Origin of the sequence: Limibacillus sp. MBR-115 (assembly GCF_040549425.1) — a bacterium.
Lineage (GTDB): Bacteria > Pseudomonadota > Alphaproteobacteria > Kiloniellales > CECT-8803 > Limibacillus > Limibacillus halophilus.
Map to the genome: position 1 here is coordinate 268,962 of NZ_JBEPTJ010000004.1, position 23,855 is coordinate 292,816.

The following is a 23,855-nucleotide window of genomic DNA, read 5'->3' on the forward strand; positions in this document are numbered from 1 at the left end:
CTATTCCGTGCCGCGCCGTGCGGCCTCCTGAAGGGGGTCATCCAAGGATAAATAGTGAGGCCAATCACCGGCTGCCAGTGTTTTCAATGAAGGTGATTCCTGTCCGAGTCTCGCCCGGTACATCCAAAAGTTTGCCAACACGCGTTCGATGAAAAACCGAGTCTGGCGCGATGGCAGCGATTCGATGAAGAGTAGCGGGTCATAGCGGTGGTCGGTTTCCCTTTGCCACTTCAACAAGTTACCGGGGCCGCCGTTATAGGCGGCCGCAAGCCGAAACAGATCACCTTCCACCATCGACTGGTCCAGCAGATAGCTAAGGTAGCTCTGGCCGAGATCAAGATTTACTTCAGGAATGTAAAGATTTCGTAAACGGCCGTTGCTATAGCGGGAGTCTCCGGAGATGTAGCTGGCTGTCGACGGCAATATCTGCATCAAGCCGCGTGCGCCTGAGCTGCTTTGTGCCCGCGGATCGAAGCGGGACTCCTGGCGCACAAACGCGAAGATCAAGGCCCGGTCGAGGAGGAACCCGCTCTCCGGTTTCCAGTGCGGCAGAGGATAAAGGCCGGTAATGACATGCGGGTCATCGGGCGCGACACCCAGACGAAGGAGCTGCCCGGCCAAGCGATAGGACAGGTGCGGCAGCCCGGCGGCATCAGCCAGAATGAGCAACTGACGCGCACCGACTTCTTCCTCCCAACCACCGGATTGGAGAAGTTCCGCCTCCGCGAGATCACGGCGGTCAATCTGCAGCAAGGCCATGCTGCGTTTGATAGCCGGATTGGCCTCCAAACCGCCGAGCGCCGCCAGATTGCTCGGCGGGATCGACGGCACTGCCGCAATGCCGAGGGCGTCGCGGGCCAAGAGGCCGTAGAAGCTATGGCCTTCGGCGGCGGCGAGTCTAAGCCAGTGGCTCATGGCCTGAGGCTGCTTCAACCGCAACGCGACACGCGCAGCCCAGTATGCGCCGGCAGCACGGTTTGCAGGTGACGCGCGCCCCTTTCCAGCGAGCTTTCCGAAGAAGGCGCCGGCGTCCTCGAACCTTTCCAGCCGCCAGCTTGCCAACCCGGCGATCCAAGTCGCATAGGGCGCCATGGCGCCGGAGCGCTTAGCCGCCGGTGCGGCCAAGGCCAGGGCGCGGTCGTCGCGCCCCAAATAGTACCAGCCTGCTGCAACCTCACCGTAGGCAACATCGAGCTCGACCTGATCCAGAACCTGCCGGACCTCGGCGCTGGCAAGCCAAGCCTCGGTCGCGCTCAGTCGGTCGCGCATTACGTTGCGCCGGACCTGCGTCAGGATTTCCGTAGCCTGCTGCCTTTCTGAAGAACTGCGAGCCCGGGGCGAGACATAAGCAGGCGTCCGGTCGAGCGCCAGGGAGAAGGGAGGCAGCAGGACACCGCTTGCTCTGGGTTCGACGAGCGCCGGTGCCGATGCCGGTTGCCGCTGAAGGGCAAGCTTGTAGATGCGGTCCGCGCCGGGATGGTCTCGGTAATCCCGTAACCACGCCGCCAGTTCGCCATAACGCGACCGATAGGCGGTTGGGTGCATGTAGCGCTGGAAAAGAACGTGCCCCAGCAAAAGGGGATCTTCCAGTTCGGAAATTATCCCGTCTGCAGCATCCCACTGGCCGCGGCGTTGCAAAGCTAAGATCTTTTGGTAGCGCTCTGCGTCGGCCTGACTGAGTAGCCTTGGCAGGCTCTGGACCCCAGTGGCCTCCACCTTGTCCGCGGCGATCGCCGGTTCGCCGGAAAGCACAAGGCTGACCACTAGCAGACAGATAAAGGCTGCCATCCTCACAATTGCTGTGGAAATCCTACAAGGGGATGGCAATAGCGGTTCCTTGATCGTTGAGCCTGTTCGGCCCCCCTTCAAACCAGGGGTGACGCCTTATGGAAAGCGGGAAGTCTAGACGCGGGCGGGGCGGCGCGACAAGCGTCTCGTCCGGGCGGCTCATGCTTTGGTTTCGTAGCGGCCTGCCGGCGGCCGTACTTTTCCGATCAAACGATGTGTTCGCCGGGCCTTCAGGAAGCAAGAGATCAAGCTTCTTCTCTGTGCGCCTTGAGTGATAGCAGATCTCGCCAGACCAAGCTTTTCTGCTGCGGCATGCGGAGCAGGTAGGCAGGATGCAATGTCACCAGCGTCGGTAGGGGTTGGTCGAGGAATTCATTCTTGTAGTCAAACCAGCGACCGCGCAGCCGCAATACACCCTCGGTCGTATCCAACAGGGTCTTAGCGGCGCTAGCGCCGACAAAAAGCAGATGGCGCGGCCGAACCAGCGCTATGTGTTTTTCAACAAAGGGCAAACAAAGCGCCACTTCCGCCGGGGTGGGCGTGCGGTTGCCGGGCGGACGCCAGAAGACGACGTTCGAAATGTAGACCCGCGTCCGATCCAGATCGATGGCTGCCAGCATCCGGTCGAGCAGTTGGCCCGCGTCGCCGACGAAGGGCAGACCCTTACGGTCTTCATTGGCCCCCGGCGCTTCTCCAATGATCATCAGGTCGGCTTCGGGGTTTCCGTCGGCGAAGACCGTATTGCTTGCGGTTTTCTTCAAAGGACAGGCATCGAATCCTTCAAGCGCTGCACGCAGTTCGGTCAGTGTCGAAGCGGTCGTAGCAAGAGCGCGGGCCTCTGCGACGGCGGCATCCTGGGATCGCAATTCGGAAACCCTGGGTTCGAATACTCCTGTCGCTGGGCCGGAGTTCTCCTCTGGCCCGCGCTTATTGGCCGTGTGGGAAGCAACAGTCTTGTTGTCTGGCTTCGGCATCGCCTTGCCGGGTGTCGCGGGGAGCGGAGCGGGCTCGTGTTTCGATTCCGCATAGCGATCCTGCGGCAGGTCGGCGATTGCTTCGTCCGCGCCTAACTCGATCTGCCAGCGGAGGGCTTCGAGCGCCGCGGCTCGCCCAGGATCTGCCGCTTTGGCATCCGTTTTGTCGTTGTCACCACTCATGATGAGACAAGCTAGCACCCGAGGCGCCCGATGGCAGGGAATTTTTGCGATTTGAGAGCGCCTAAAGACGCCAGTCAGGGTGAAATCTGTCGCATCGGCGATAGAGCCTCAAATTAAGTCAGGGCAATGAATGATTTATGCTGCCGCAGGACTTGCAGGGCTGGCATCTGCCCTTAGTATGTCGGGTGATTGCAACGCGCCACGGTGACGGAGGAAAGCTATGGAACGCGAGTATATGGAGTACGATGTCGTCATCGTTGGCGCCGGACCTGCCGGTTTGGCCGCCGCCATAAAGTTGCGCCAGTTATCGCAGGAAACCGGCCGAGAGATCACGGTTTGTGTCTTGGAAAAAGGGTCCGAGGTTGGCGCACATATTCTCTCGGGCGCTGTGTTCGAGCCCAGGCCGTTGGACGAGTTGATCCCGGATTGGAAGGAGAAAGGCGCACCGCTCACAAATCCGGTACGGCATGAGAAATTTATGATGCTGACCGAGAAGAAAGCGTTCAATTTTCCCATCGCCCTGTTGCCCAAGCAGCTTCACAACGATGGCAACTATATCATCTCGCTTGGAAACCTGTGCCGTTGGATGGCCGAGCAGGCCGAGGCGCTTGGCGCGGAGATCTATCCGGGTTTTGCCGCCGCTGAAGTGCTCTATCACGAGGACGGCCGGGTCAAAGGCGTGGCGACGGGTGATCTGGGCATCGGCAAGGACGGCAACAACAAGGACTCCTATCAGCCGGGCATGGAGTTGCATGGCAAGTACACGCTGTTTGGCGAGGGGTGCCGTGGCTCATTGACCAAAACCCTGGAGCAGCGATTCAATCTACGCGACGGAGCGGACCCGCAAACCTACGGACTTGGCATCAAGGAACTGTGGGAAGTCGATCCGTCGAAGCACCAGGAAGGCACGGTTGTCCATACCGCGGGTTGGCCGATGGATGGCGCGACCTACGGCGGCTCCTTTATTTACCATCTGCCCGACAATCAAGTTTACGTCGGGTACGTGGTTGGGCTGGATTATCAGAATCCGCACCTAAGCCCGTTCCAGGAGATGCAGCGCTTTAAAACGCATCCGGCAATCCGCGCGTTGTTGGATGGCGGTAAGCGGATTGCCTACGGAGCGCGTGCGCTAAACGAAGGCGGACTGCAGTCCATCCCCAAGCTGATTTTCCCTGGTGGCGCCTTGATCGGCTGTACGGCGGGATTCTTGAATGTTCCCAAAATCAAGGGTAGCCACAACGCGATGAAAAGCGGAATGCTCGCGGCGGAGTCCATCGCCCAGGCGCTAGAGTCCGATTACGACAGCCCGGCGCCGACGCTGGATTCCTACCCGGAGGCATTCAAATCATCTTGGGTTTACAAGGAGCTGCACGAAGCCAGGAATTTCCGTCCGGCTTTTGCTCGCTGGGGACTGCTCGGCGGCACGCTGTACGGTGGCTTTGATCTCAAGGTGCTTGCCGGCAAGGCGCCCTGGACCTTCCATCACAAGCACGCCGATCACGAGAGCCTGAAGCCGGCCTCGGAAATGCCGAAGATCGCCTATCCGAAACCTGATGGCGTGATTACCTTCGACCGGCTTTCGAGCGTTTTCCTATCCAATACCAACCATGAAGAAGATCAACCGGTGCACTTGCATCTGAAGGATCCTTCAGTGCCGATCTCGCACAATCTGGCGCTTTTCGACGAGCCGGCCCAGCGCTACTGCCCGGCCGGTGTCTATGAGGTCGTGTATGACGATAAGGGCGAGAACCCGCAGTTCGTGATCAACGCGCAAAACTGCGTGCACTGTAAGACCTGTGATATCAAGGATCCGAAACAGAACATCGTTTGGAGAACACCCGAGGGCGGCGGCGGCCCGAACTATCCGAACATGTAACCGCTGGATTTAGGGGGAGGATCAGTGGCTGGTTACCCGGTCACTTCCCCTTTACTCCATCATTCGGCGATTGAGGCGGCTTGTGCTTGAGCGCTAGACTATCGTGACGGGTGACGTGCTGGTGGTGTATCTCGCAGGAGACATCCAAAAGGCGTCCGTAACGGAAAACCCCCGATCAACGGGAAGCGAGGCCTCCTTGTGGCTGTTACCACTATGAAAGACTTGAAAGTATTTCGCCGGCTGGCGGCCGGTGTCTTCATCCTTGGTTTGTCGCTGGCACCTTTGCCGCGAAGCGCCATGGCGCAGGCCGCAGGCGACTATCTGGCGGGCCGCCACGCGGACCTGCAAAACGATATCGTGCAAGCGGCGCATTATTACGAACGCGCTTTGACCCGGGACCCGGAGAACGTTGAGTTGTTGCGACGCACGTTCTCGCTCTTGGCGTCGGCGGGACAGCTGGTAAAAGCGGTGCCATTGGCGCAGCAGCTTTACAGCCAGGATCCCGCTAATGCGACGGCGCTAACGGTCTTGGTGGTGGATGATCTGAAGCGCGGCAAGGTTTCGCTGGCCCAGAGTTTTCTGGACAGCCTGCCCAATAGTGGCGTGGCTCAACTTGTCGGCCCGCCGCTCAAGGCTTGGGTCGCCATGGCCGCATCCAATCGCGAGGGCGCGCTGCTCGCGCTTCAGCCTTTGGATAAACTGCAGGGTGCCTCGGCTTTACGCGACCTTCACATTGGAATGATCAATGATTTGGCAGGCGAGGTCGTGGCGGCAGATACGGCTTATCAGGCGTTGTTGAGCGACCGTGAACGGATCTCCTACCGTTCGGCGCTGGTAATCGGGAATTTCTTCGAACGCAGCGGAAAGGCGGCACAGGCACGTGCGCTGTACCAGGATCAGGCGTCGCAGCAATCGGATGGTAATCTTTTCGAACCTGCCTTTACGCGCCTCGATGTTGGCCAGGTACCGAAGCCCTTGATTGCCTCGCCACTTGATGGACTTTCGGAATCGCTCTTTCATTTGGCGACGATATTTCGCCAGCAGCGCGCGAACGACGTCGCTTTGATCTTCACCGAACTAGCGTTACATCTGCGGTCGGACTTGGATGTAGCCAACATGCTCGCTGGCGAAATTCACCAGAATGAAGGTCGATCGCAGTCGGCGATCAATGCGTTCCGACGCATCGACGAAAAGACCCCGCTTGGCTGGACCGCCTTGCTCCAGATTGCTGGAGAGTTGGCCGAGGTCGGAAAAGTGGATGAAGCGGAATGGGTACTCAAGACACTTGCTGCCGACCGCAAGGATCGCTTCGAGCCGCTGGTGCGGCTTGGCAATCTGCTTCGATCCGAGGAGCGCTTTACGCAGGCCGTTGATGCGTACTCGAAGGCATTGGAGCGTATCGGCGTGTCGGAACGCCGGCATTGGTCGATATACTATTTCCGCGGCATTGCCTACGAGCAGTCTGATCAGTGGAGTATGGCCGAAGCCGACTTCCTAAAAGCGTTGGAGCTTGAGCCGGGACAACCGAACGTCCTGAATTATCTCGCCTATTCCTGGGTCGAGTTGCGTATCAACCTTGAGCGCGCCGAGGAGATGCTCAAGCAGGCCGTGGCGGCACGTCCTTCGGATGGTTACATCGTCGATAGCCTGGGGTGGATCTATTACCGTCTCGGTCGTTTCGAAGAAGCGGCGGATCGATTGGAGCGTGCCGTGGAGTTGCGTCCGCAAGATCCCACCATTAACGATCACCTGGGTGATGCCTACTGGCAGGTCGGGCGCAAACGGGAGGCCCGCTTTCAATGGATCCGCGCTTTGGGGTTGCAGGATGACGAGGAACAGCGGCTGCTCATCGAGCAGAAGCTTGAGACTGGCCTGACGGATTCGCCGAAGGACATCTGATGACAGCGTTGCCTTCCGGGTCAGTACCCGCAGGCGGGAAGCAGGACTGCAGAGCGGGAGAGGAAGCCGGCATCGTCCGCATGGCCGCCGCCAAAGTTAATCTCTCTCTGCAGATCATCGGAAAACGCCCAGACGGCTATCATGAACTGGAAAGCCTCGCGGTTTTTGCCGATTTCGGTGACCGGCTTTCATTCCGGCCTTCCGCGACGGTATCGCTCCAAGTTGCGGGACCCTTCGCCGCGGCGCTGCAGGACACTAAGGAAAATTTGGTTCTGCGCGCTGCGGGAGGACTGTTGGCGGGTGCGACGTTTGAAGGCAATCCACCGGGGGCTGCAATTCGCCTTGAAAAGGGTCTACCTGTTGCCGCCGGGCTGGGCGGTGGCTCGGCTGACGCGGCAGCGGCGATCGATGGCTTGCGTGCCTTATGGAAGCTCCCCATCGAGCCTGAAAAACTGTTTGAACTGGCCCGGTCCCTGGGGGCGGACGTTCCGGTCTGCCTGCATGGTCAGGCGTCCATCATGCGTGGAGTAGGGGAGGTTATCGATCCGGCGCCAGAGCTACCTGATTTCTCGCTGCTCTTGGTCAATCCGGGGGTGGCTTTGGCGACGCCGGATGTCTTTCGCGCTTGGCAGGGCGCTTTCTCGAAGGTTACCGATTGGCCGGAATCCTTTGCCGATCTTCAGAGCTTCGTGGCGACTCTGGAAGATCGACCCAACGATCTTGAAGCTGCAGCGATCAGCCTGCAACCGTCAGTGCGAGAGGTGCTGGATAGGCTGGAAGCTCTCCCCAACTGTGTTTTGGCCCGCATGTCGGGCAGCGGCGCGAGTTGCTTCGGACTCTTTGCGACATTACAAGAAGCGCGCCATGGCGCGGCGGCGCTTCAGGTGGCAAGGCCAGAGTGGTGGGTCCGCGCGGCAGCGTGCCGCCGACAATGACGAAAGAGACGGCTAATCGAAAAGAGGGCGTTGCAGTGCCCGGAAAGGGGCGCTATCTTCCGGCTCACTTCGGGCCGGTTGGCCCTGGCTGTTGGGGCGTGGCCAAGCGGTAAGGCACCGGTTTTTGGTACCGGCATTCGCAGGTTCGAATCCTGCCGCCCCAGCCATTTCTTGAGAAATTTTTATTATCAATAGTTTAGGCTGACCTTTCCGGGATTGGATTGGGACGGGTCGTAACAGTTTCCTGTATTACTGAGACGGTAGAAATGACGGCCGCGTTAGCGGTCAAGTAACGCAAGACATACCAGAGCTCCACTAGGTAATGGTCGCGTGCTGCGATCGTCTCAATTCTTGCTTCCAGTTGTAGAAGCACGGGCGTTCAAGCATGGGCATTCGTGAAGCGTGAATCGATCGGCAATTTTTTCTGCGCGCAATCTACTTCCGGATGGCGGCCCTCTCCTAGACGCCTTCACGCGGCAGCTTCCTGCGCACGGCCCACCTTTGGGGTGTCAACTTGATCGGCAGCTCGGCGACGGCTCTGTTGCAGGCCTTCGTCGGACTTGTGCCGCCGGCGCAGTTCGGGGGAGTGCTTGCAGCTGCAAGCCATCTCGCCCCCGCCTCTCCTTGGAACCATCTCCTCTGGGGTATGCCGGCTGGCTTTTTGAGCCTTGCTTTAACTGTTCTGTTTAAGATTTCTCGGCGCCACCATCCAGAACATCTCGGATCAAGGTCGCGAGTTCGGCCATGCGATAGGGTTTTTGAAGTACCTTGGCACCTATTAACTCTTCGTGAACTTCAAGGTCTGTGATTCCACTGAAGCCTGTTGTAAATACTACTCTGATGTCGGGCCGCATTTGCCGCGCTGTCTTGGCAAGTTCGTAACCGTGCAGTCCCGGCATAATCATGTCCGTGAAGAGAAGGTCGACATTTGCCTCGCTGCGAAGGATGTCAAGTGCTTCCAGTCCGCCGCCGGCCTCTAACACTTGGTAGCCCAGTGTTTTAAGTCGCCTTACCAAGGACGTCCGGACGAGTTGATTATCTTCCACTACCAGGATCGTCTCTGTCCCAGTAGCGATCGTCAAATCGTCGTCGCTAGTGTTCTCATTAGCGTCGTTGTCGCCGTCAGCTTTCGGTAAATAAAGGCGAACGGTCGTGCCAACCCCGACCTCGCTGTAAATGCTTGCCCATCCACCAGATTGTTTGAGGAAGCCATAAACCATACTGAGTCCAAGGCCTGTTCCTTTCCCGGTTTCTTTTGTCGTGAAGAATGGGTCAAAGGCCTTTTCAAGGGTTTCTGGAGCCATTCCTTCACCGGTATCAGAAACGCTTAAGCAGATATAGCGGCCAGCACGAGCGTCCGTTCCCTCGAGCACTTCGTCAGGAGCGATTTTAACGTTCCGGGTCTCTATGACAATCTTCCCACCATTTGGCATGGCGTCGCGCGCATTGATGGCCAAGTTCAAGATAGCGTTCTCAAGCTGCCCGGGGTCGACGACGGCTGACCAAGAATGACTGTCCAGCAGCATCTTTATCTCTATGTTCTCCCCAAGGGTTCGCGCCAGTAGTAGGCGAAAGCCGGAGATGCGCTCATTGACATCAAGGGTTCGCGGTTTCAGGTCTTGTTTGCGGGAAAAAGCCAAGAGCCGATGGGAGAGTTGGGACCCTCGCTCAGTTGCTTCCAAAATACCTTCAGCGAGCGCAAGCTTGTCTGGTGCATCGCGGAGCTCTTCTACCAAGCTTTCGACGTTCAATAGAATGACGGCAAGGAGATTGTTGAAGTCGTGTGCGATGCCGCCCGTCAACATTCCAACCGCCTCCAGCTTCTGAGACTGGCGCAATTGACGCTCCAGCGCGAGTTTGTCTGTAATCTCGAGATTGATTCCTCCTATCGCCACGAGCGCGCCGTCAGCATCGTATACGGGAAACTTGGTGACGTCGAAATGCCGTTCCTCTCCGCCAGCCGAAGTCAATTGGGTCTCGAAGTGGAGTGGTTTGCCGGCTTCAATGACCTGTCTGTCTTGTTCTTCAAATTCACGTCCCCAAGGTTCATCCGTGAGATCGCGTAATGCCTTGCCTTCGACGATATCGTCGCTCACGCCAATGAAGCTCCGATGACGTTGGTTCACGAGCAGGTATCGGCATGAGAGGTCTTTCAAATAAACGGAGGCGGGAACGCTTTCCATGATGAGACGAAGAAGCGATTCCTGTTCTTGAAGCTTGCGGTGTGCTCGTTCTTCCGCGGTGATGTTCCGGCCGACGCCGCGGTATCCGGTCAAGTTTCCGTTAATGTCACGAATCGGCGTGCCGGAAATAGTTAACCAAGACTCTCCGGCCGTCGGATGCAAGAAACGTCGGCGCACGTTGTAGAATGGCTCACCCTTGTCCATGTATGCCTGCAGCTCATTGTGGATTGATTGATCCGTGAAGGCCTCGTGCATGACTTTGCGGGTTTTTCCAATCCAATCTTCGGCTTTTAATCCCGCGCCCTCGAAGACCGTCGAGCCGGTTAAGTATGTGAACCGCTGCTCCATATCCGTCTCCCAGAACCAATCGGCCGTGAGTTCTGCTAGGTTACGAAAACGCGTCTCGCCCTCTTTTAGTTTTTGATTTGCTAGTTGGACCTCTGCTGCGCGGTCTGCCTCTGAACGCAGAAGGCTATATTTTTGAAGGCCATTGCCGATTAGAAAAGTAATTGCAAAAAACCCTAGCCACGGAGCAGATGCGACCTCCATCTGCATGAAGAATACGCCCAAGGTTAGTACGCCAGTCACTCCGCACAGAACTGGCACGATAACCTCCGCAACCAGTCCGAATGCAGGTGATGTCTCGACAGAAATGGGGAGACTACGGCGTTCGTATGCTGCCCACGCCATGAATCCCAGGGCAATTATCCAGAACGCGTCGAAGTACGCACCGACCAGGTAAATATTTTTTATCAAATAAGCAGCATAGATGATATTCGTAGGCACAAATGCTGCCATCGACAATGAAATCAAAAGAAAAACAATAAATAAATTTGATTTCCAGTGATTTATTGTCAGAAATACCGAATACACAAAAGATACGCCATATAGTAACGGGTAAAGTGAAGCTATAAATATAGACGGATCAGTATTTTGTTTCATGTCGCTAAATAGGAATATTACCATTACGAATAAAACAGCAGAGAAAAACACAGATAATGTAGAAACCTTCCATAGCGTTTGGAATTTCAGATTGTGCTTGGTGCGTATCAGCAAAAAGCCGGCTATGATGAATATAGGGTAGAGTAGAAAGCCTATATCAGCTGGGCCCGGGAATGGCGTGTAATGGCCAAGAATCAGTTCCTGAAAGCTCCATATCAACATGCCTGAAAGCCAACAAATGCCGGCAACGCTAAAGGCATTCCAGGCATTCGATCGTCTAAGACCGAAATATCTTGCCGTTTTTACGCACTCCATCGTCACGACGAGCGCAGCGAGGGTCCAAAGTGTGTCGTTCCAAGCGCTACGCAGAAACTGGTCGTTCCGGAAAGCGTAGTTCCCGGCAGCAAAAATCAACGTGCTAAAACCTATCCCAAGAACGGGAGCATATCTTGGCAACCGACGACCTATGGATGGAGTAATGCGCAAATGTAACCTCCTGAAATTGAGAAGTGCCTCCTTGTTCAACCATATGTATCATTCTTAACCCATCAGGGACGGTATTCGTCCCGTTGATCAGTATTAAGATATAAAGGTGTGGTTTAAAGATTTTGACGTCAATTGAATAAAATTACAAAAATGATCTGTTAAATATGAAATAAAAATCAAGTAATTTAATTATTTTAGCTTCGCTGAGTATGTAAAAAAGTTGCCCCATAAGATAAACCAAACACATCAGCTTATGATTAAGGCACGCCTTGATTTTCTGAGATATGGGGAGAAGGCGGCCTTGTTGACTGATAAGTGCTGCCTGAATGTTGGATTTGCCGGCGGGCAACTGCTCTTTGTGGGGCGGGTACACACAGGAACTTTGTTTCCCAAAAAGGCCAGCGCCAGAAAAAGCCTCCTGTAATGCCGAAGTGTGACGTTCAGCACCCAAAGCGCTTTGCAGTCATTTATGCTCTTACCGAGGGGTTTGGAGGTGCCTGCGTGGCACCTGGTACCGTCCCCTCGAATTCTCCGCTGGTTGAAGTTTGTCGATCAGGAACTCTTCCAGGGAAGGGGCTTTGTAAGGCTTGGTAACGGCGATCGAAACGATAAAGCGAGGGGTGACTCCCACTGGTGCTTCAAGACGGCGTCGGTGAACTTCCGGCGCGGAGGATGTAGCTATCAATTCTCCGGCCAAGAATATGGCTCAGGGAAGCCTTGCCTATATAGACGAGCTTCTCGTTTGCATCGAAGAAGGCGTAGCAGTCGGCCGTATCTCCGAAAGGATAACCGGTGTCCCGGTTCGTATGAGTGTCATAGGTCGGACTGATCTCGAACGCGGGAAGGTCCGGATGTCGGCAAGTCTGCTCGTACTCATGAACCGCTTCGGTGAGAGCCGCCCCAGCCATTTCTATTCGGCCCGGTGACCGGTGTGCGCGCGACGCTTTGTGTTTGCGCCGGGAAAAGTATCATTGGGCGCTTTCTGCGCCATTATCAGGGTGACATCAGGCAACGCTGGGCTGTTCACGGTGACTAGACGGTGTCCTGGTGCACGAGCACCTGTAGCGCGACGGTCTTCATCTTCGTGACGTAGGTTTGCTGAGACCAATTGCGGTCAATCGTGAAGTACTCCCAGTTTCTCACCGAGACCAGCGCGCAAAGAATATCCGTTGCCGTCTCGACAGTGTGCTCAGGAGAGAGGCACCCATCCCGGCGCAAAGCCATCACCGCGGCATGGCATCCTTGGCGCAGGGCGGTCATTCGCTCGTTCCAGGCAAGTTTGGCGGCCTCGTCCCTGTCGCTCATAGCCATCAGCTCCCGCGCGAGACCGTGAATTTCGGGAATATAGTTTCCCCAGGCCTCGATAAAGGCATTGAGCCGATCCCGCCCGTTCTTCGCCGACCGGCTGGCGGCTAACCTGGCGTCCACGTCCTTCATCTTGTCGATGTAGTGCGTCGTCGCGATCAAGAGGTCCCGGCGCGAAGGAAAATGGAGATAGAGGGCCTGACGGCTGACCTTTGCGTGCTTGGCGATATCGGCCATACGCACTTCTTTTCCTCTCGCATTTTCAAGGAGTTCCCAGGTTGAAGCCAAAATTCTGGTTTGCGTATCGCCAATTTTACTTGACACCGTGTAAACCTCCGCCTAATTGTCATGGTGTCAATTTACATGGTGTAAAGTTCGTTGGGAAGGGGAGATGCGGTAGCGCTCCCGCTCAATTGGAAACCTGAAGGAGAACAGCAATGTCCACTCAGCCAATTCTCGTTATCGGCTCTACCGGCAAGACCGGCTCTCGTATCGTCAAGCGACTGCGAGCCCGTGGGGAAGCGGTGCGTGAAGGATCGCGCCAAGCCAAGCTACCTTTTGACTGGGACAGGCCGGAGGGGTGGCGCGCCGCTGTTGCCGGCACTAAAGCCTTCTACATTTCCTACTTTCCCGACCTCGCGTTCCCGGGCGCGGCGGAAAAGATCGAGGCGCTAACGAAGATTGCCGCCGAAGCGGGCGTCCAACGTCTCGTCCTCCTATCGGGTCGCGGAGAACTGCATGCACAGCGTTGCGAGGCCATCGTTGCGGACAGCGGTGTGGCGTATACCTTGGTTCGGTGCGCGTGGTTTGCTCAGAACTTCACCGAGGGCTATCTGCTCCCGCATCTTCTTGGCGGCGCGATCGCTCTTCCGGCGGGCGAGATGCTTGAGCCAATCGTCGATGCCGACGATATCGCCGATGTAGCAGTCGCTGCCTTAACCGAGGAGGGTCATGCGGGTGAGCTTTATGAAGTGACGGGTCCGCGGTTACTGAGCTTCGCGGATGCCGCAGCCGAGGTCTCTTCTGTCTTGGGGCGCAAGATCGACTACCATTCGATCTCTCTTGAGGCGTTCCACGCCTCCATGGTCGCGATCAGCGGAGCTTTCATTGCCGATATCCTGACGGAGATATGCCGCCAAACGTTGGACGGACGGAACCAGTTCCTGGGTGATGGTGTGCAAAGGGCCCTCGGGCGGGAACCCCGTGACTTCGCGGATTTCTGCCGGGCATCGGCCGCGGAGGGGTTCTGGAAAGCCGCAGCTTGAAGGAGTTGGCAAGGGCCTGTCCCTGAGATGATCATCACAGGGACAGGCCTGCATCGGCGACGTCGGCCGACTGGCGGGCGCTTGGAGAGTATTCTCTTCGCGGTATGGAAAATCCGATGCCGCTCTTTGGACTCGCAGCGCCGTAGGAAGCTGACCCGGCGTCAACCCTTCGGTTCCCTACGTGCCGGTGTCGAGGGCCTTGCGAACCGTTTCGGCAAGCTGATGGCGGCGATATGGCTTGGCCAGCAAGTGAACGCCGGTTTCCAGACCCCTTTTACCCACAACAGCGTCTTCGGAGTACCCCGAGCTAAAGATTATTGGCAGTGCCGGGTCCAGGCGTCTTGCCTCCGTGGCAAGTTTCTGGCCACTAACTCCGCCTGGCATAACCAAGTCCGTAAACAATAGATTGAAGCGATCTTCCTCGAGTTTTTGCAAAGCTTGATGGCCATCGGCAACACTGGTCACGTCGTAGCCCAGCAGCGTCAACTGGCTGCAAACGTTTCGGCGGACCAGATCATCATCTTCCACCAACAAAATCTTCTCGGTTCCCGCAGCACTTCTGGGCCTGTGTGTCTGATGCGTCCTTTGCGGCGCCTCACCTTGCGCAAGGGGGAAGTAAAGCCTTGTACGGGTTCCCTTGGCGGGTTTTGATTGAACGTCAATGTGTCCCTTGGATTGTTTCACGAACCCATAAACCATACTGAGACCCAGACCGCTGCCCTTCCCGACTTCCTTGGTCGTGAAGAAGGGTTCGAAGGCATGGGCAAGTGTTTGCGCGTCCATGCCCGAACCGTTATCCGTCACCGAAAGAAGCAGATAGTCGCCGGTTTGTAGGTTGGCTTTCTGGAGAACCGCGTCCGATGCGGCAGAAACGTTTTCGGTTTCTATGATCAACTCGCCGCCTTCCGGCATGGCGTCTCGGGCGTTGATGCAAAGGTTCAGAATCGCGCTTTCGAGTTGAGGGCTGTCGACCATGGCTTGGGCGGGACTTCCGTTCAGGCGCATGGAAATAGAGATCTGTGCGCCCAATGCCCGTCTTAGCAGGTTTCCCATGTTTGAAATGAGAGCATTGACATCCGTTGGTTTCGGGTTGAGCGGTTGTTGGCGAGAAAAGGCCAGCAAGCTGCTGATCAGTTCTGCGCCTCGCTCCGCGGCAATGCGTGTCAGTTCCGCAAGCGCCTGAAGGGAAGAGCTCGGGGGGAGATTCTCCTCCAGCTCTTCGGCGTTGCTCAAGATCACGGTCAGTAAATTATTGAAATCGTGAGCGACGCCGCCGGTGATCTGTCCAACTGCTTCAAGCCGTTGGGACTGACGAACCTGCTCTTCCATGACCTTTCGTTCGGTGATGTCGGTCGTGCAGCCGAGCATCCGCACCGCCTTGCCGTTTTTATCGCGGATAATGACGATATCGTTTGAGACGTTTACATACTTTCCGTCGGCTCGGCGCAAGCGGTACTCCATGGACCAGAACCCGGCGTCGTTCTCGACCAAGTCTTGCAACTCCTTGAAAACGCGCTCGCGATCATCGGGATGAACGTGCTCCCTCCACAATTGCCTGCTTGTCTGGGGATCGGACCAATCATGACCGAATACCTCTGGAAGCCCGTCGCTCCACCAGACCGTGTTGCTGGCGATGTCCCGATCCCAAATGACATCGCTGACAATCTTGGCGGCGAGCCGATACCGCTCTTCCTGGAGCTTCAGTCGCTCGGCAGCCATCTTTTGCTCGGTTATGTCGGTAACGACACCGACCACTCGAAGGAGTGTCCCTTGTGAATCGTAGACCGGAAAATGGCGGTCCTGAATCCAGATCGTTGAACCGTCCGGTCTGACGACCCGGTACTGCGCGTCATAGCTGCCATTTGGAAATTCCTGAGGCGCAGGGTCGACCTGCGGCCGGTCGTCTTCGTGGATGGCGGCGACCCAGATCATCGGGTTGCGGTACAGCTCCGCGCAGCTTTGGCCCCAGAACTTTTCGTACAACGGACTGACGTAGCAAATTTCATCTGCCTTCGGGCTGCTGATCCAAAACACTTCACCTATGGTTTCCGCAATCTCGCGAAACCGCAGTTCGCTCTCCTTGAGCGCATGGTCCTTGCGGTGGCGCTCCACGGCGACAGCTACGAGATTGGCGTAGCGCTCTACCGTTACATGGTCGGCGGCTTTCGGCGTTTTCGGCTCGTTCCAGTAGAGAGCGAAGGACGCGACAACTTCGCCATTCGATGCAATGACTGGAATCGACCAGCAAGCCCGTAAACCGTGAGGCAGGGCTAAATCCTTGTAATCCTCCCAAAGTGGATCGTTCGCTATATCCGTTACGATCACCGGTTCCCGGCGGTACATGGCAGTGCCACAGGACCCGGTGCGCGGGCCGATGGCCAATCCATGGAGCGCTTTGTTATAGGAATCCGGCAACCTGGGGGCTGCTCCATGTCTGACATGGATACCGTCGGGGTCGAGCAATAATATAGAGGAGCTGACGCCCGGCATGAGCTGATCGACCGCCCGGGCGATGGAATCGAGGACCTCCTCCAGCGTGACGCCGGAAGAAACCAATTCCAAGGCCCGGCTTGCGGTCGCGTTCTGAAAATCAGTACGCTTGCTGTCTGTGATGTCGCGTATCTTAATCACAAGGCCCGCAGGCGCGCTGCTGGTAGCCACTTCGAGCCAGGCGCCGCTGGTTTTCAGGGCCACCTCGAACTGTGTTGGCGTCGGCGTCTCCAGCACTTCGGAAAACGTCGAAGCGAGCGCCGGTTCACCTTTGAAAACCGGCATTTCCACCAGGTGTCTTCCAACGCCTTCTGCCTTGCCGCAGCCCAGGAAGGTGGTGGCTTGATCGTTCAGGAAGCCAATGGTGCCGTCGCCCGCAAGGATCATGAAAATGCCAGGAACGCTATCGATGACACTATGTAATCGCTGCTGATCCTTCCGACGATTCAGCAAGGTCATCACTTGGTCGGCCACGGTTCGCAGCGCTGTTTTCTGAGAATTTTTCAGGCTTCGGGGTTTGTAGTCCAAAACGCAAAGCATCCCGAGCGGGAGACAATCTCCAGCCAGTAGCGGCACACCCACATAAAACCGCAAGTCCTTATCTGCGGCGTAGAACGGCGTTTTACAGAAGGTCCCGTCTTTACCGGAATCGTCGAGGATCTGGATATCCTGGCTGAACAGTATCGATTGTCCGCTGGACGCGGCTGACTTCAATGCCCTCGCGCTCCAACCTACACTGGCTTTGATCCACTGCCGGTTGCCGTCAGAAAAAACGATCAAACCTATCGGCGCATCGCAGAGATGCGCGGCTATTTGGGCCAAACCTTCGAACTCGACATCGGGTTCAGAGTCGAAAATGTCAAAATCCTGCAAAGTTGCGAGCCGCGCGTCCTCAGGCCAGCGTCGGGCCTTCTCCCTCTTTTCGGAAATAACGGCTTTACGTTTGTTGGTCGCCAAATTGATCCTTATCCGCGCAGTCGTTGTTGATTGTACCGATTTTATGGGTTGTCATAGGTCCAGACAATTCGCAACCCATAGAAATCCCTGTGGCGTAACAGACTACCATAAATGTAAGTGGTCCGCCCTTGATTGACCGACACACCGGAGATTGCAAGGGTAGCGGGAGGAGGTCGAGAATCCGTTCTTGGAGTTGCTAGGCTCGGCAAAATTAGATTCTGAAAAATTGTTATTAAATTTTAGGCTTCTAAACAGTTTGTTTACAGTTTCGGTTTACGCTGTGTTTAATAATTGTAATACTAACCAAGAAAATACGCGGGGCACTGGGCAAAAGCTCCGGGAAAAGCAACGTGACGTGAGATGAAGTGGAGTCGGACATGCGGATGAGGGCACTTGGACCGGCATTGAAAAGCACGCTGTGTAGGTTTGCTGGTGATTCGAGCGGCGCCTCTTTGATCGAATATTCGATCTTGATCGGGATGATCGCTGCAACGGTGATTCTGATTATTGGAGCGGTTAGCGGCTTTATTAATGTGCGCTGGACGAATTTGAACGCAGCAATTACGTAATTTTTTGTAAGATTGGCAAGCGTCAAATCCCAGTACTATAGAGCCGCGACGCGTAAATTCTGCGCGACGTTCGCTCACGGGACCTTCAAGGATTAGGCATGAGCCGGATCGAACATGTCCTTGATTTCTGGTTCTCCCCCGAGAATGAGCCTTTCTGGTTTGCAGGCGACAAGCAGTTCGATGATCGTGTCGCGCTACGGCTTGGCGATTTGTCGAGGCTGGCGTTCGCGGGAGCGCTGGACGGTTGGCGTGGCAGTCCGCGCGGTGCCCTGGCCCTGGTGTTGTTGCTGGACCAGGTACCACGCAACCTTCATCGGGGCACTGCTCAGGCATTTGCTGGCGACGCGTCGGCTTTGGAGGTCGCTGAAGAGGCAGTTGATAGAGGGTTCGACCGCGGGTTGCGGCAAAAAGAACGGCTCTTTCTATATCTGCCTTTCGAGCATAGTGAGACACTTGGGGCGCAAGAACGTTCCTGTGCCCTGATCGCAGCCTTGGATGAAAACCCCGACTGGCTGCAATACGCTGTCTGGCATAAGGTTATCATTGAGCGGTTTGAGAGATTTCCGCACCGCAACGAAGCGCTAGGGCGGCTTACGACGACCGAAGAAATGGATTTCCTGGCGAATGATCCCCATGCGTCGTTTTAAAAGGAGTGGACCGTGAGACCTATAATCCGGGGCCTGCTGTTGATGATGTTCATGACGACTTGGCCCCTAGCGGCCAGTGCGCAGACCAGCGATGCCGATCAAGTGCAATCCATGACCCAAGACCAGGCCGAGTCAGTGTTTCAGGACCTTTACCGCGCTTTCGATATCACGAGAAGCTGTCGCAAGTTGGAAGATGAGGGGCTGAACGAAAAGGTTACGGCTATCATTTCCGCCCAAACCGGCAACAAGGTCGCCATCGGCAAACAGCTTTCGTTGATCGATGCGGCCAAGCAGGAATCGAAGAAGACCGTCAAGGCGGAAGGGTGCGACGGCCCGAAGGTGAGCGAGAACCTGGGCGTTTACGACGCAAAGATCGCACCTCACCTCTGACGGCATTACACCGAATTGGTCAGTCGTCGCTGCCTTGTGGCGGAATCTCGCTTTGTTTCTTGCTGCCGTTACGAAGGACTTCTACGACCCTTTCTGGATTCTTCACATGCAGATCACGTTGCGGGAAGGGGATCTCCACGTTGTTTTCGCGGAAGGCCTTATCGATGGCAAAGTGCAGGTCGCTGGTGACTGTAATGAAGTAATTGGTGTCACGGGCGTAAACGCGTAGCTGGAAATCGAGCGACGAATCCCCGAAGGCCATGAAAACGACGAACGGCGCTGGATAGCTGAGCACATCCGGGTGGTCTTTGGCACAATCCAGAAGCAGCTTTTCAACAAGCCGGGTGTCGGAACCATAGGCGACGCCGACCGGGATCGTCACGCGTACGATCCGGGTTTTGTGGGTCCAGTTGACCACGGGCGCGGATACCAGCTCCGAGTTCGGAACGATGACTTCCGCACGGTCGAACGTTTCCAACTCCGTGGAGCGAACCGAGATGCGTTTTACTGTACCCTCGTAGCCACCGACGACAATCCAATCCCCGACCTTTATGGGCCGCTCAATCAACAGCAAAAGCCCGGAGACGAAATTGTTCACCACGTTTTGTAAACCAAAGCCTATGCCGACCGACAGGGCACCGGCAATGATCGCTATGTTCGACAGGTCAAGCCCCATGGTGGCAACGGCCAGCATCAAGGCGATGAAGAAGCCAACGTAACCTAGAGCAGCGGATATCGAGTGGCGGGCGCCAACATCCAACCGGGTGCGCGACAGTACGCGTTGATTAAGAAGTTTGCGCAGGAACCGGAAAGCGATGAGCGCCAAAGCAAAGATCACCACCGCCCAGAAAAGTGAAACGGGTTGGAAGGTCATACCGCCCACGGTGAATCCCTGCATAAACTCCGCAGCGCCGTAAGCGATGACCGTCTCGGGTACGCCCCAGACGAGCAGCAGCAGCGGCAATCCTAGGAGAAGCAGCCCGAAATCGATCAGCAATCCGAACCAGAAGCCGATCGATTGGCTGCCGTTTTCCGTGATCTCCAGCTGATTTGATATCCAGCCGCCTTTTCCTGCCGGGGCAAAAATCGCGTTGACGAAGGCATTGGACATTGTGCGTGCCAAAAGCAGTCCGCCAATCAGTATTGCCGTCAGAACCACCCCGCTGGCGATCTGATAGGAAAGGTTGGCATAGCCAAACAGGGCGGATAGCGGGATAGCGGCAACAGCCAGAATTATGAAAAGGCGCAGTAAGGGAAGATGGCTGGTACCGGGACTTTCTCCTTCACCGCTCTCAGATGGCTTCTCTTGCTTCCAGAGCCAATTTCCCAGGAAAGGAAGCAGGAAGAACGCCGTGATTCCGTTGCCCAGTAATGCGAAGAGCATGGAGACTTCCGCCGATGCCGGCCGATACGGCTCGGTTGCGATCCAGATTGCCGTTCCCAGCGACAACCATGCCACGAGTAGCTTCGTGTGGAATCCGGCCTTTCGGGCCCGGTCCGCGTCCAACGGCACAATCGCCCATTGCGGCTTCTGCGGCGCCAATACGGCGCGTGCGCACTGACCCACGATACTGTAAAAGATGATTGCCATGGCGATACCGCGCGCCAGCGGCGCCGATTCGTCGGGAACCAAACCGGTCTGGTGCAACAGCAAGAGCAGAACATAGGCGCTGGCGGCGGGGATCAGACTGTCTGTCAGCCCAACGATCGCCGCGGCCATGACGGCCCTTGGATAGCTGGGCGTTTCAATATCCGAGCGCTGACCGTAGCGAGCCTTGAGCCGGTGGCGTATCAACGCGCCCAAGGCCAAGGTAATGATCAAAGCCAACAATACGGTCAAGTAAGGCTTCCAGCCGACAACTGCCGGTCGCGCAGCCTGCCACCAGAGGACTGGCCGATGGGCTAGCTCCGACGCGATGGCGGATGCTTCCTGCAGGCCCTTGCGCCAGACCTCCAATGAAAGAGGCGAGGGACCGCGCTGCAAGAGTTCCGCCGCAACCGTGGCGCTGCGTTCGAGTGAGAGTTGCCGTAGCACCACCTCCGCGCGCGCCTGAATCGTTTCGCTTTGGCGTAGCAACCCCTCCAACTCCGCAGCTCTTTCATTCAGCCGATCACGTTCACGTGCGACCTGTCCCGTTTCCGCCGGTTGTCCTTCCTCGGGTGCGGGTCCCATTGCCGCCAATTGCGTGCGCACGGGTGCCAGCAAACGGCGGATGTCGTCTTTGACGCCGTTCAGGTCATCAAGCGTCCGTTCCACCTGGTCTCGAATCTGCCCAGCGAGCTTGTCCGTAAGGGGCTGCTTTGCGAGATCGTCATCGATTTCGTTTAGCGAATCGCTCCGGTCGGCCAGGGTCTGACGTATGTCGTTGAGTTGCTGTGCGTGGCTTGGTTGAATCGCCAGCGTTAGCAGGAGGATGAAAACCGCGAGGGTGGGAAGCAGTCTGGCCGCGCGCACCATGAAGTCCTTTCCATTGGATCACACCAAGAGGATAACCGCCCAGGCGTCGCTGCGCGAGCCCCCCTTGGTGCTTCCATGGATCGTTCCGTTCAAGACGCCATCAAACCTCCGGCGCGTCGACGAGAACCACTTCGCTGTCGTCTACGGCAGTGATCTCGAGAGTCTCCGGTCCGCGTACGGCCAGGCCATCGCGCGTCTCCACCGGCTTTCCATTAACGGTCAGGCGCCCGGTAGAGGGGACAAGATAAGCAACGCGGCCGGCCGTAAGTTCGTGACGAACCGTTTGCCCGTTGCCCAAGCTGGCCGCTAGGACCGCCGCATCCTGGTGTATCCGTAGGGCCTCTTCGTCCCCGTTACGTCCGGAGGCCAGGGCTACCAGGCCGGCGGATCGACTGGATTTGGGAAATTGGCGCTGTTCCCAACGTGGCTCAACCCCTTGCTGATTGGGCATGATCCAGATCTGAAACAGTTCTGTTTCCTCATCCTCCAGATTGAACTCGGCATGCTGGATTCCCTTGCCTGCCGACATGACCTGGACATCACCCGCCTCTGTCCGTCCCGTGTTTCCGAGATGGTCGCGGTGGGTGATGGCACCTTTGCGGACATAGGTGATGATCTCCATGTCCCGATGGCCGTGTAGATCAAAGCCGGTGCCGGGGGCGATGGTGTCATCGTTCCAGACCAGCAGTGCGCCAAGTCCGCTCCGTTTCGGATCATAATAACTGCCGAAACTGAAATGATGCCGAGCGTTCAACCAGTCATTCCGGAAACGTCCCAGGGTGTCGAAAGATCTTAGGTCTAACATTGTTAGGGACTCCTCTTCTGCTCTTTGAGCTGTTGCCTTCAGGCAGCCAGCTTCTTGGCGACCTCGGCCACATGGCGACCCTGAGCCCGGGCGATGGCAAGTTCGTTTTCCGACGGTTCGCGTGATCCATCGCCGCCTGCAAGCGTCGTCGCACCGTAAGGCGTACCACCGGAAATTTCCGTCATGTTTCCTAACTCCGGAACTGAGTAGGGCACACCCACAACCACCATGCCGTGATGGAACAGAGTCGTATGGAATGATGTCAAGGTCGTCTCCTGGCCGCCGTGCTGGGTGGCGGTCGACGCGAATGCGCTTCCGACTTTGCCCACTAAAGCGCCTTTCGCCCAAAGGCCGCCGGTTTGGTCGAGGAAGTTTCGCATCTGCGAGGCCATATTGCCGAAGCGCGTCGGTGTCCCGAAGATGATCGCGTCATAATTCGCCAACTCATGCGGCTCTGCGATCTCCGCGTCCTGCTCGACTTTCATTCCGGACTGGGCGGCAATGTTCGCCGGAACAAGCTCGGGCACACGTTTGATCGTCACTTCGGTGTCGGCCACGCCCCGCGCACCTGTCGCGATGGCGTCCGCCATCGTCTCGATGTGGCCGTAAGAGGAATAATAGAGAACCAGAACCTTCGTCATGATCGGCTTCCTTTCAGTGTAATCCAAGGATAGTGACGGTGTGGTAACCGCCTTCACGATCACAGATGGGGGCTTGGCTATTAATGTATTAGTGATTAAAATCGAACATAATTGTTTCTATAGGTGAACAATATGAATCTTGATCGCCTTACTGAAATGGCAGTTTTCGCCGCCGTCGTCGACGAAGGCAGTTTCACCGGTGCGGCCCGCGCGCTTGACCAATCCAAGGCTGTGGTTTCAAAACGCGTTGCGTCCCTGGAGAACGCCTTGGGGCTCCGCCTGCTCAACCGTAGCACGCGCCGTCTTTCGATGACGGAAGCGGGAGAGGCGCTTTATGCGCGTTGTCGGACCATACTGGACGAGGCCGAGCAGGCTGAGGCGACCCTGAGACCCTTGGCCGAAGCGCCGCGCGGCCTGCTGCGCCTGGACGTTCCGGCTTCTTTTGGCGTGCGCCAGATTGCACCGCTCTTGCCTGCGTTCATGCATCGCTATCCGGAAATCTCCATCGATCTCACGTTGAACGATCAGATGATAAACTTGGTAGAGTCCGCGATCGACCTGGCAATCCGGATCGGCGAATTGGACGACTCCAGTCTCGTGTCGCGCCGCCTGGCGCCCAGTCGTCGATACCTCTGTGCCAGTCCCGATTACCTCCGGCGCAGGACCTTGCCGGAGGATCCGCGCGACCTGCGGGATCATCATTGCTTGCTATATAGGTACCAGGCCTCCGGCGAGCGCTGGAAGTTTCGGAACGCAAAGGGCGAGCGGCGGCAGGTAACGGTTTCAGGCCGTCTTCGGGCCAATCACGGCGAAGCGTTGTTGCAGGCCTGCGAAGCCGGGTTGGGTATCGGACTGCTGCCCAGCTTCATGGCGGGAACCGCTCTGCGCCAGGGGCGCTTGCTTCCAATCCTCTGCGACTGGCAGGATGAAGCCGACACGGCTGTTCATGCGGTGTATCCAGCGGCCCGCAACCTCTCTCCAAAGGTCCGGGTATTTATAGATTTCCTCGCCGCGCGGTTTGGTGGCAGGCCCTTTTGGGAAGAAGGATTGCCATGATGGAGC

Annotated in this window: 17 protein-coding genes and 1 tRNA gene; 9 read left to right on the top strand and 9 right to left on the bottom strand. The window is 56.8% G+C overall.

Features of this window, described 5'->3' with window-relative positions:
- Together ABIE63_RS10965 and ABIE63_RS10970 are read right to left on the bottom strand one after the other, a co-directional pair.
- On the bottom strand, positions 1-1,788 hold the full coding sequence (locus tag ABIE63_RS10965) for a lytic transglycosylase domain-containing protein (RefSeq protein WP_354504510.1): 1,788 nt from the start codon (positions 1,786-1,788) through the stop codon (positions 1-3).
- A 245-nt stretch (positions 1,789-2,033) separates the two neighbouring features.
- On the bottom strand, positions 2,034-2,945 hold the full coding sequence (locus ABIE63_RS10970) for a uracil-DNA glycosylase (protein WP_354504511.1): 912 nt from the start codon (positions 2,943-2,945) through the stop codon (positions 2,034-2,036).
- 220 nt (positions 2,946-3,165) lie between these two features.
- Here ABIE63_RS10970 and ABIE63_RS10975 point away from each other — a divergent pair, with 220 nt between their 5' ends.
- From ABIE63_RS10975 to ABIE63_RS10990, 4 genes are all read left to right on the top strand, one after another.
- Positions 3,166-4,821, top strand: a complete 1,656-nt coding sequence (locus ABIE63_RS10975; RefSeq protein WP_354504512.1) for an electron transfer flavoprotein-ubiquinone oxidoreductase — start codon at positions 3,166-3,168, stop codon at positions 4,819-4,821.
- A gap of 213 nt (positions 4,822-5,034) precedes the next feature.
- Complete coding sequence (locus ABIE63_RS10980; RefSeq protein ID WP_354504513.1) at positions 5,035-6,720, top strand: tetratricopeptide repeat protein; 1,686 nt, start codon at positions 5,035-5,037, stop codon at positions 6,718-6,720.
- Positions 6,720-7,655 (top strand): 4-(cytidine 5'-diphospho)-2-C-methyl-D-erythritol kinase, encoded by a 936-nt coding sequence (locus tag ABIE63_RS10985; protein WP_354504514.1) that lies wholly within the window; start codon positions 6,720-6,722, stop codon positions 7,653-7,655. The genes ABIE63_RS10980 and ABIE63_RS10985 overlap by 1 nt, the downstream gene beginning before the upstream one ends.
- Positions 7,656-7,747: 92 nt before the next feature.
- Positions 7,748-7,822, top strand: a tRNA-Gln gene (locus ABIE63_RS10990).
- A 519-nt stretch (positions 7,823-8,341) separates the two neighbouring features.
- On the opposite strand, the gene ABIE63_RS10995 is transcribed toward ABIE63_RS10990, so the two are convergent.
- From ABIE63_RS10995 to ABIE63_RS11005, 3 genes are all read right to left on the bottom strand, one after another.
- Entirely contained in the window at positions 8,342-11,266 is a 2,925-nt protein-coding gene (locus ABIE63_RS10995; protein WP_354504515.1) for a PAS domain-containing protein, read from the bottom strand.
- Positions 11,267-11,904: 638 nt separating this feature from the next.
- Positions 11,905-12,174, bottom strand: a complete 270-nt coding sequence (locus tag ABIE63_RS11000; RefSeq protein WP_354504516.1) for a hypothetical protein — start codon at positions 12,172-12,174, stop codon at positions 11,905-11,907.
- Between the two features lie 124 nt (positions 12,175-12,298).
- Positions 12,299-12,895, bottom strand: a complete 597-nt coding sequence (locus tag ABIE63_RS11005; RefSeq protein WP_354504518.1) for a TetR/AcrR family transcriptional regulator — start codon at positions 12,893-12,895, stop codon at positions 12,299-12,301.
- A 113-nt stretch (positions 12,896-13,008) separates the two neighbouring features.
- Here ABIE63_RS11005 and ABIE63_RS11010 point away from each other — a divergent pair, with 113 nt between their 5' ends.
- Positions 13,009-13,836, top strand: a complete 828-nt coding sequence (locus ABIE63_RS11010; protein WP_354504520.1) for an NAD(P)H-binding protein — start codon at positions 13,009-13,011, stop codon at positions 13,834-13,836.
- Between the two features lie 177 nt (positions 13,837-14,013).
- On the opposite strand, the gene ABIE63_RS11015 is transcribed toward ABIE63_RS11010, so the two are convergent.
- The gene (locus ABIE63_RS11015; RefSeq protein WP_354504521.1) at positions 14,014-17,283 is read right to left on the bottom strand and encodes a PAS domain-containing protein; all 3,270 of its coding nucleotides are present in this window, start codon (positions 17,281-17,283) and stop codon (positions 14,014-14,016) included.
- Between the two features lie 377 nt (positions 17,284-17,660).
- Between ABIE63_RS11015 and ABIE63_RS11020 the strand changes: the two genes are divergently transcribed.
- The 3 genes from ABIE63_RS11020 to ABIE63_RS11030 all read left to right on the top strand — a co-directional run bounded on the left by ABIE63_RS11020 (position 17,661) and on the right by ABIE63_RS11030 (position 18,889).
- On the top strand, positions 17,661-17,852 hold the full coding sequence (locus ABIE63_RS11020) for a hypothetical protein (protein WP_354504522.1): 192 nt from the start codon (positions 17,661-17,663) through the stop codon (positions 17,850-17,852).
- A 98-nt stretch (positions 17,853-17,950) separates the two neighbouring features.
- On the top strand, positions 17,951-18,499 hold the full coding sequence (locus ABIE63_RS11025; RefSeq protein WP_354504523.1) for a DUF924 family protein: 549 nt from the start codon (positions 17,951-17,953) through the stop codon (positions 18,497-18,499).
- A 12-nt stretch (positions 18,500-18,511) separates the two neighbouring features.
- A complete protein-coding gene (locus ABIE63_RS11030; protein WP_354504524.1) occupies positions 18,512-18,889 on the top strand; it encodes a hypothetical protein in 378 nt (125 codons plus the stop codon).
- A 19-nt stretch (positions 18,890-18,908) separates the two neighbouring features.
- On the opposite strand, the gene ABIE63_RS11035 is transcribed toward ABIE63_RS11030, so the two are convergent.
- From ABIE63_RS11035 to wrbA, 3 genes are all read right to left on the bottom strand, one after another.
- Positions 18,909-21,347, bottom strand: a complete 2,439-nt coding sequence (locus ABIE63_RS11035) for a DUF3772 domain-containing protein (protein ID WP_354504526.1) — start codon at positions 21,345-21,347, stop codon at positions 18,909-18,911.
- A 100-nt stretch (positions 21,348-21,447) separates the two neighbouring features.
- Positions 21,448-22,152, bottom strand: coding sequence for a pirin family protein (locus ABIE63_RS11040; protein WP_354504527.1), 705 nt, complete (start codon positions 22,150-22,152; stop codon positions 21,448-21,450).
- Between the two features lie 38 nt (positions 22,153-22,190).
- Entirely contained in the window at positions 22,191-22,793 is a 603-nt protein-coding gene (gene wrbA, locus ABIE63_RS11045; RefSeq protein ID WP_354504528.1) for an NAD(P)H:quinone oxidoreductase, read from the bottom strand.
- Positions 22,794-22,925: 132 nt separating this feature from the next.
- Here wrbA and ABIE63_RS11050 point away from each other — a divergent pair, with 132 nt between their 5' ends.
- The gene (locus tag ABIE63_RS11050; RefSeq protein ID WP_354504529.1) at positions 22,926-23,849 is read left to right on the top strand and encodes a LysR family transcriptional regulator; all 924 of its coding nucleotides are present in this window, start codon (positions 22,926-22,928) and stop codon (positions 23,847-23,849) included.
- Positions 23,850-23,855 lie beyond the last annotated feature (6 nt).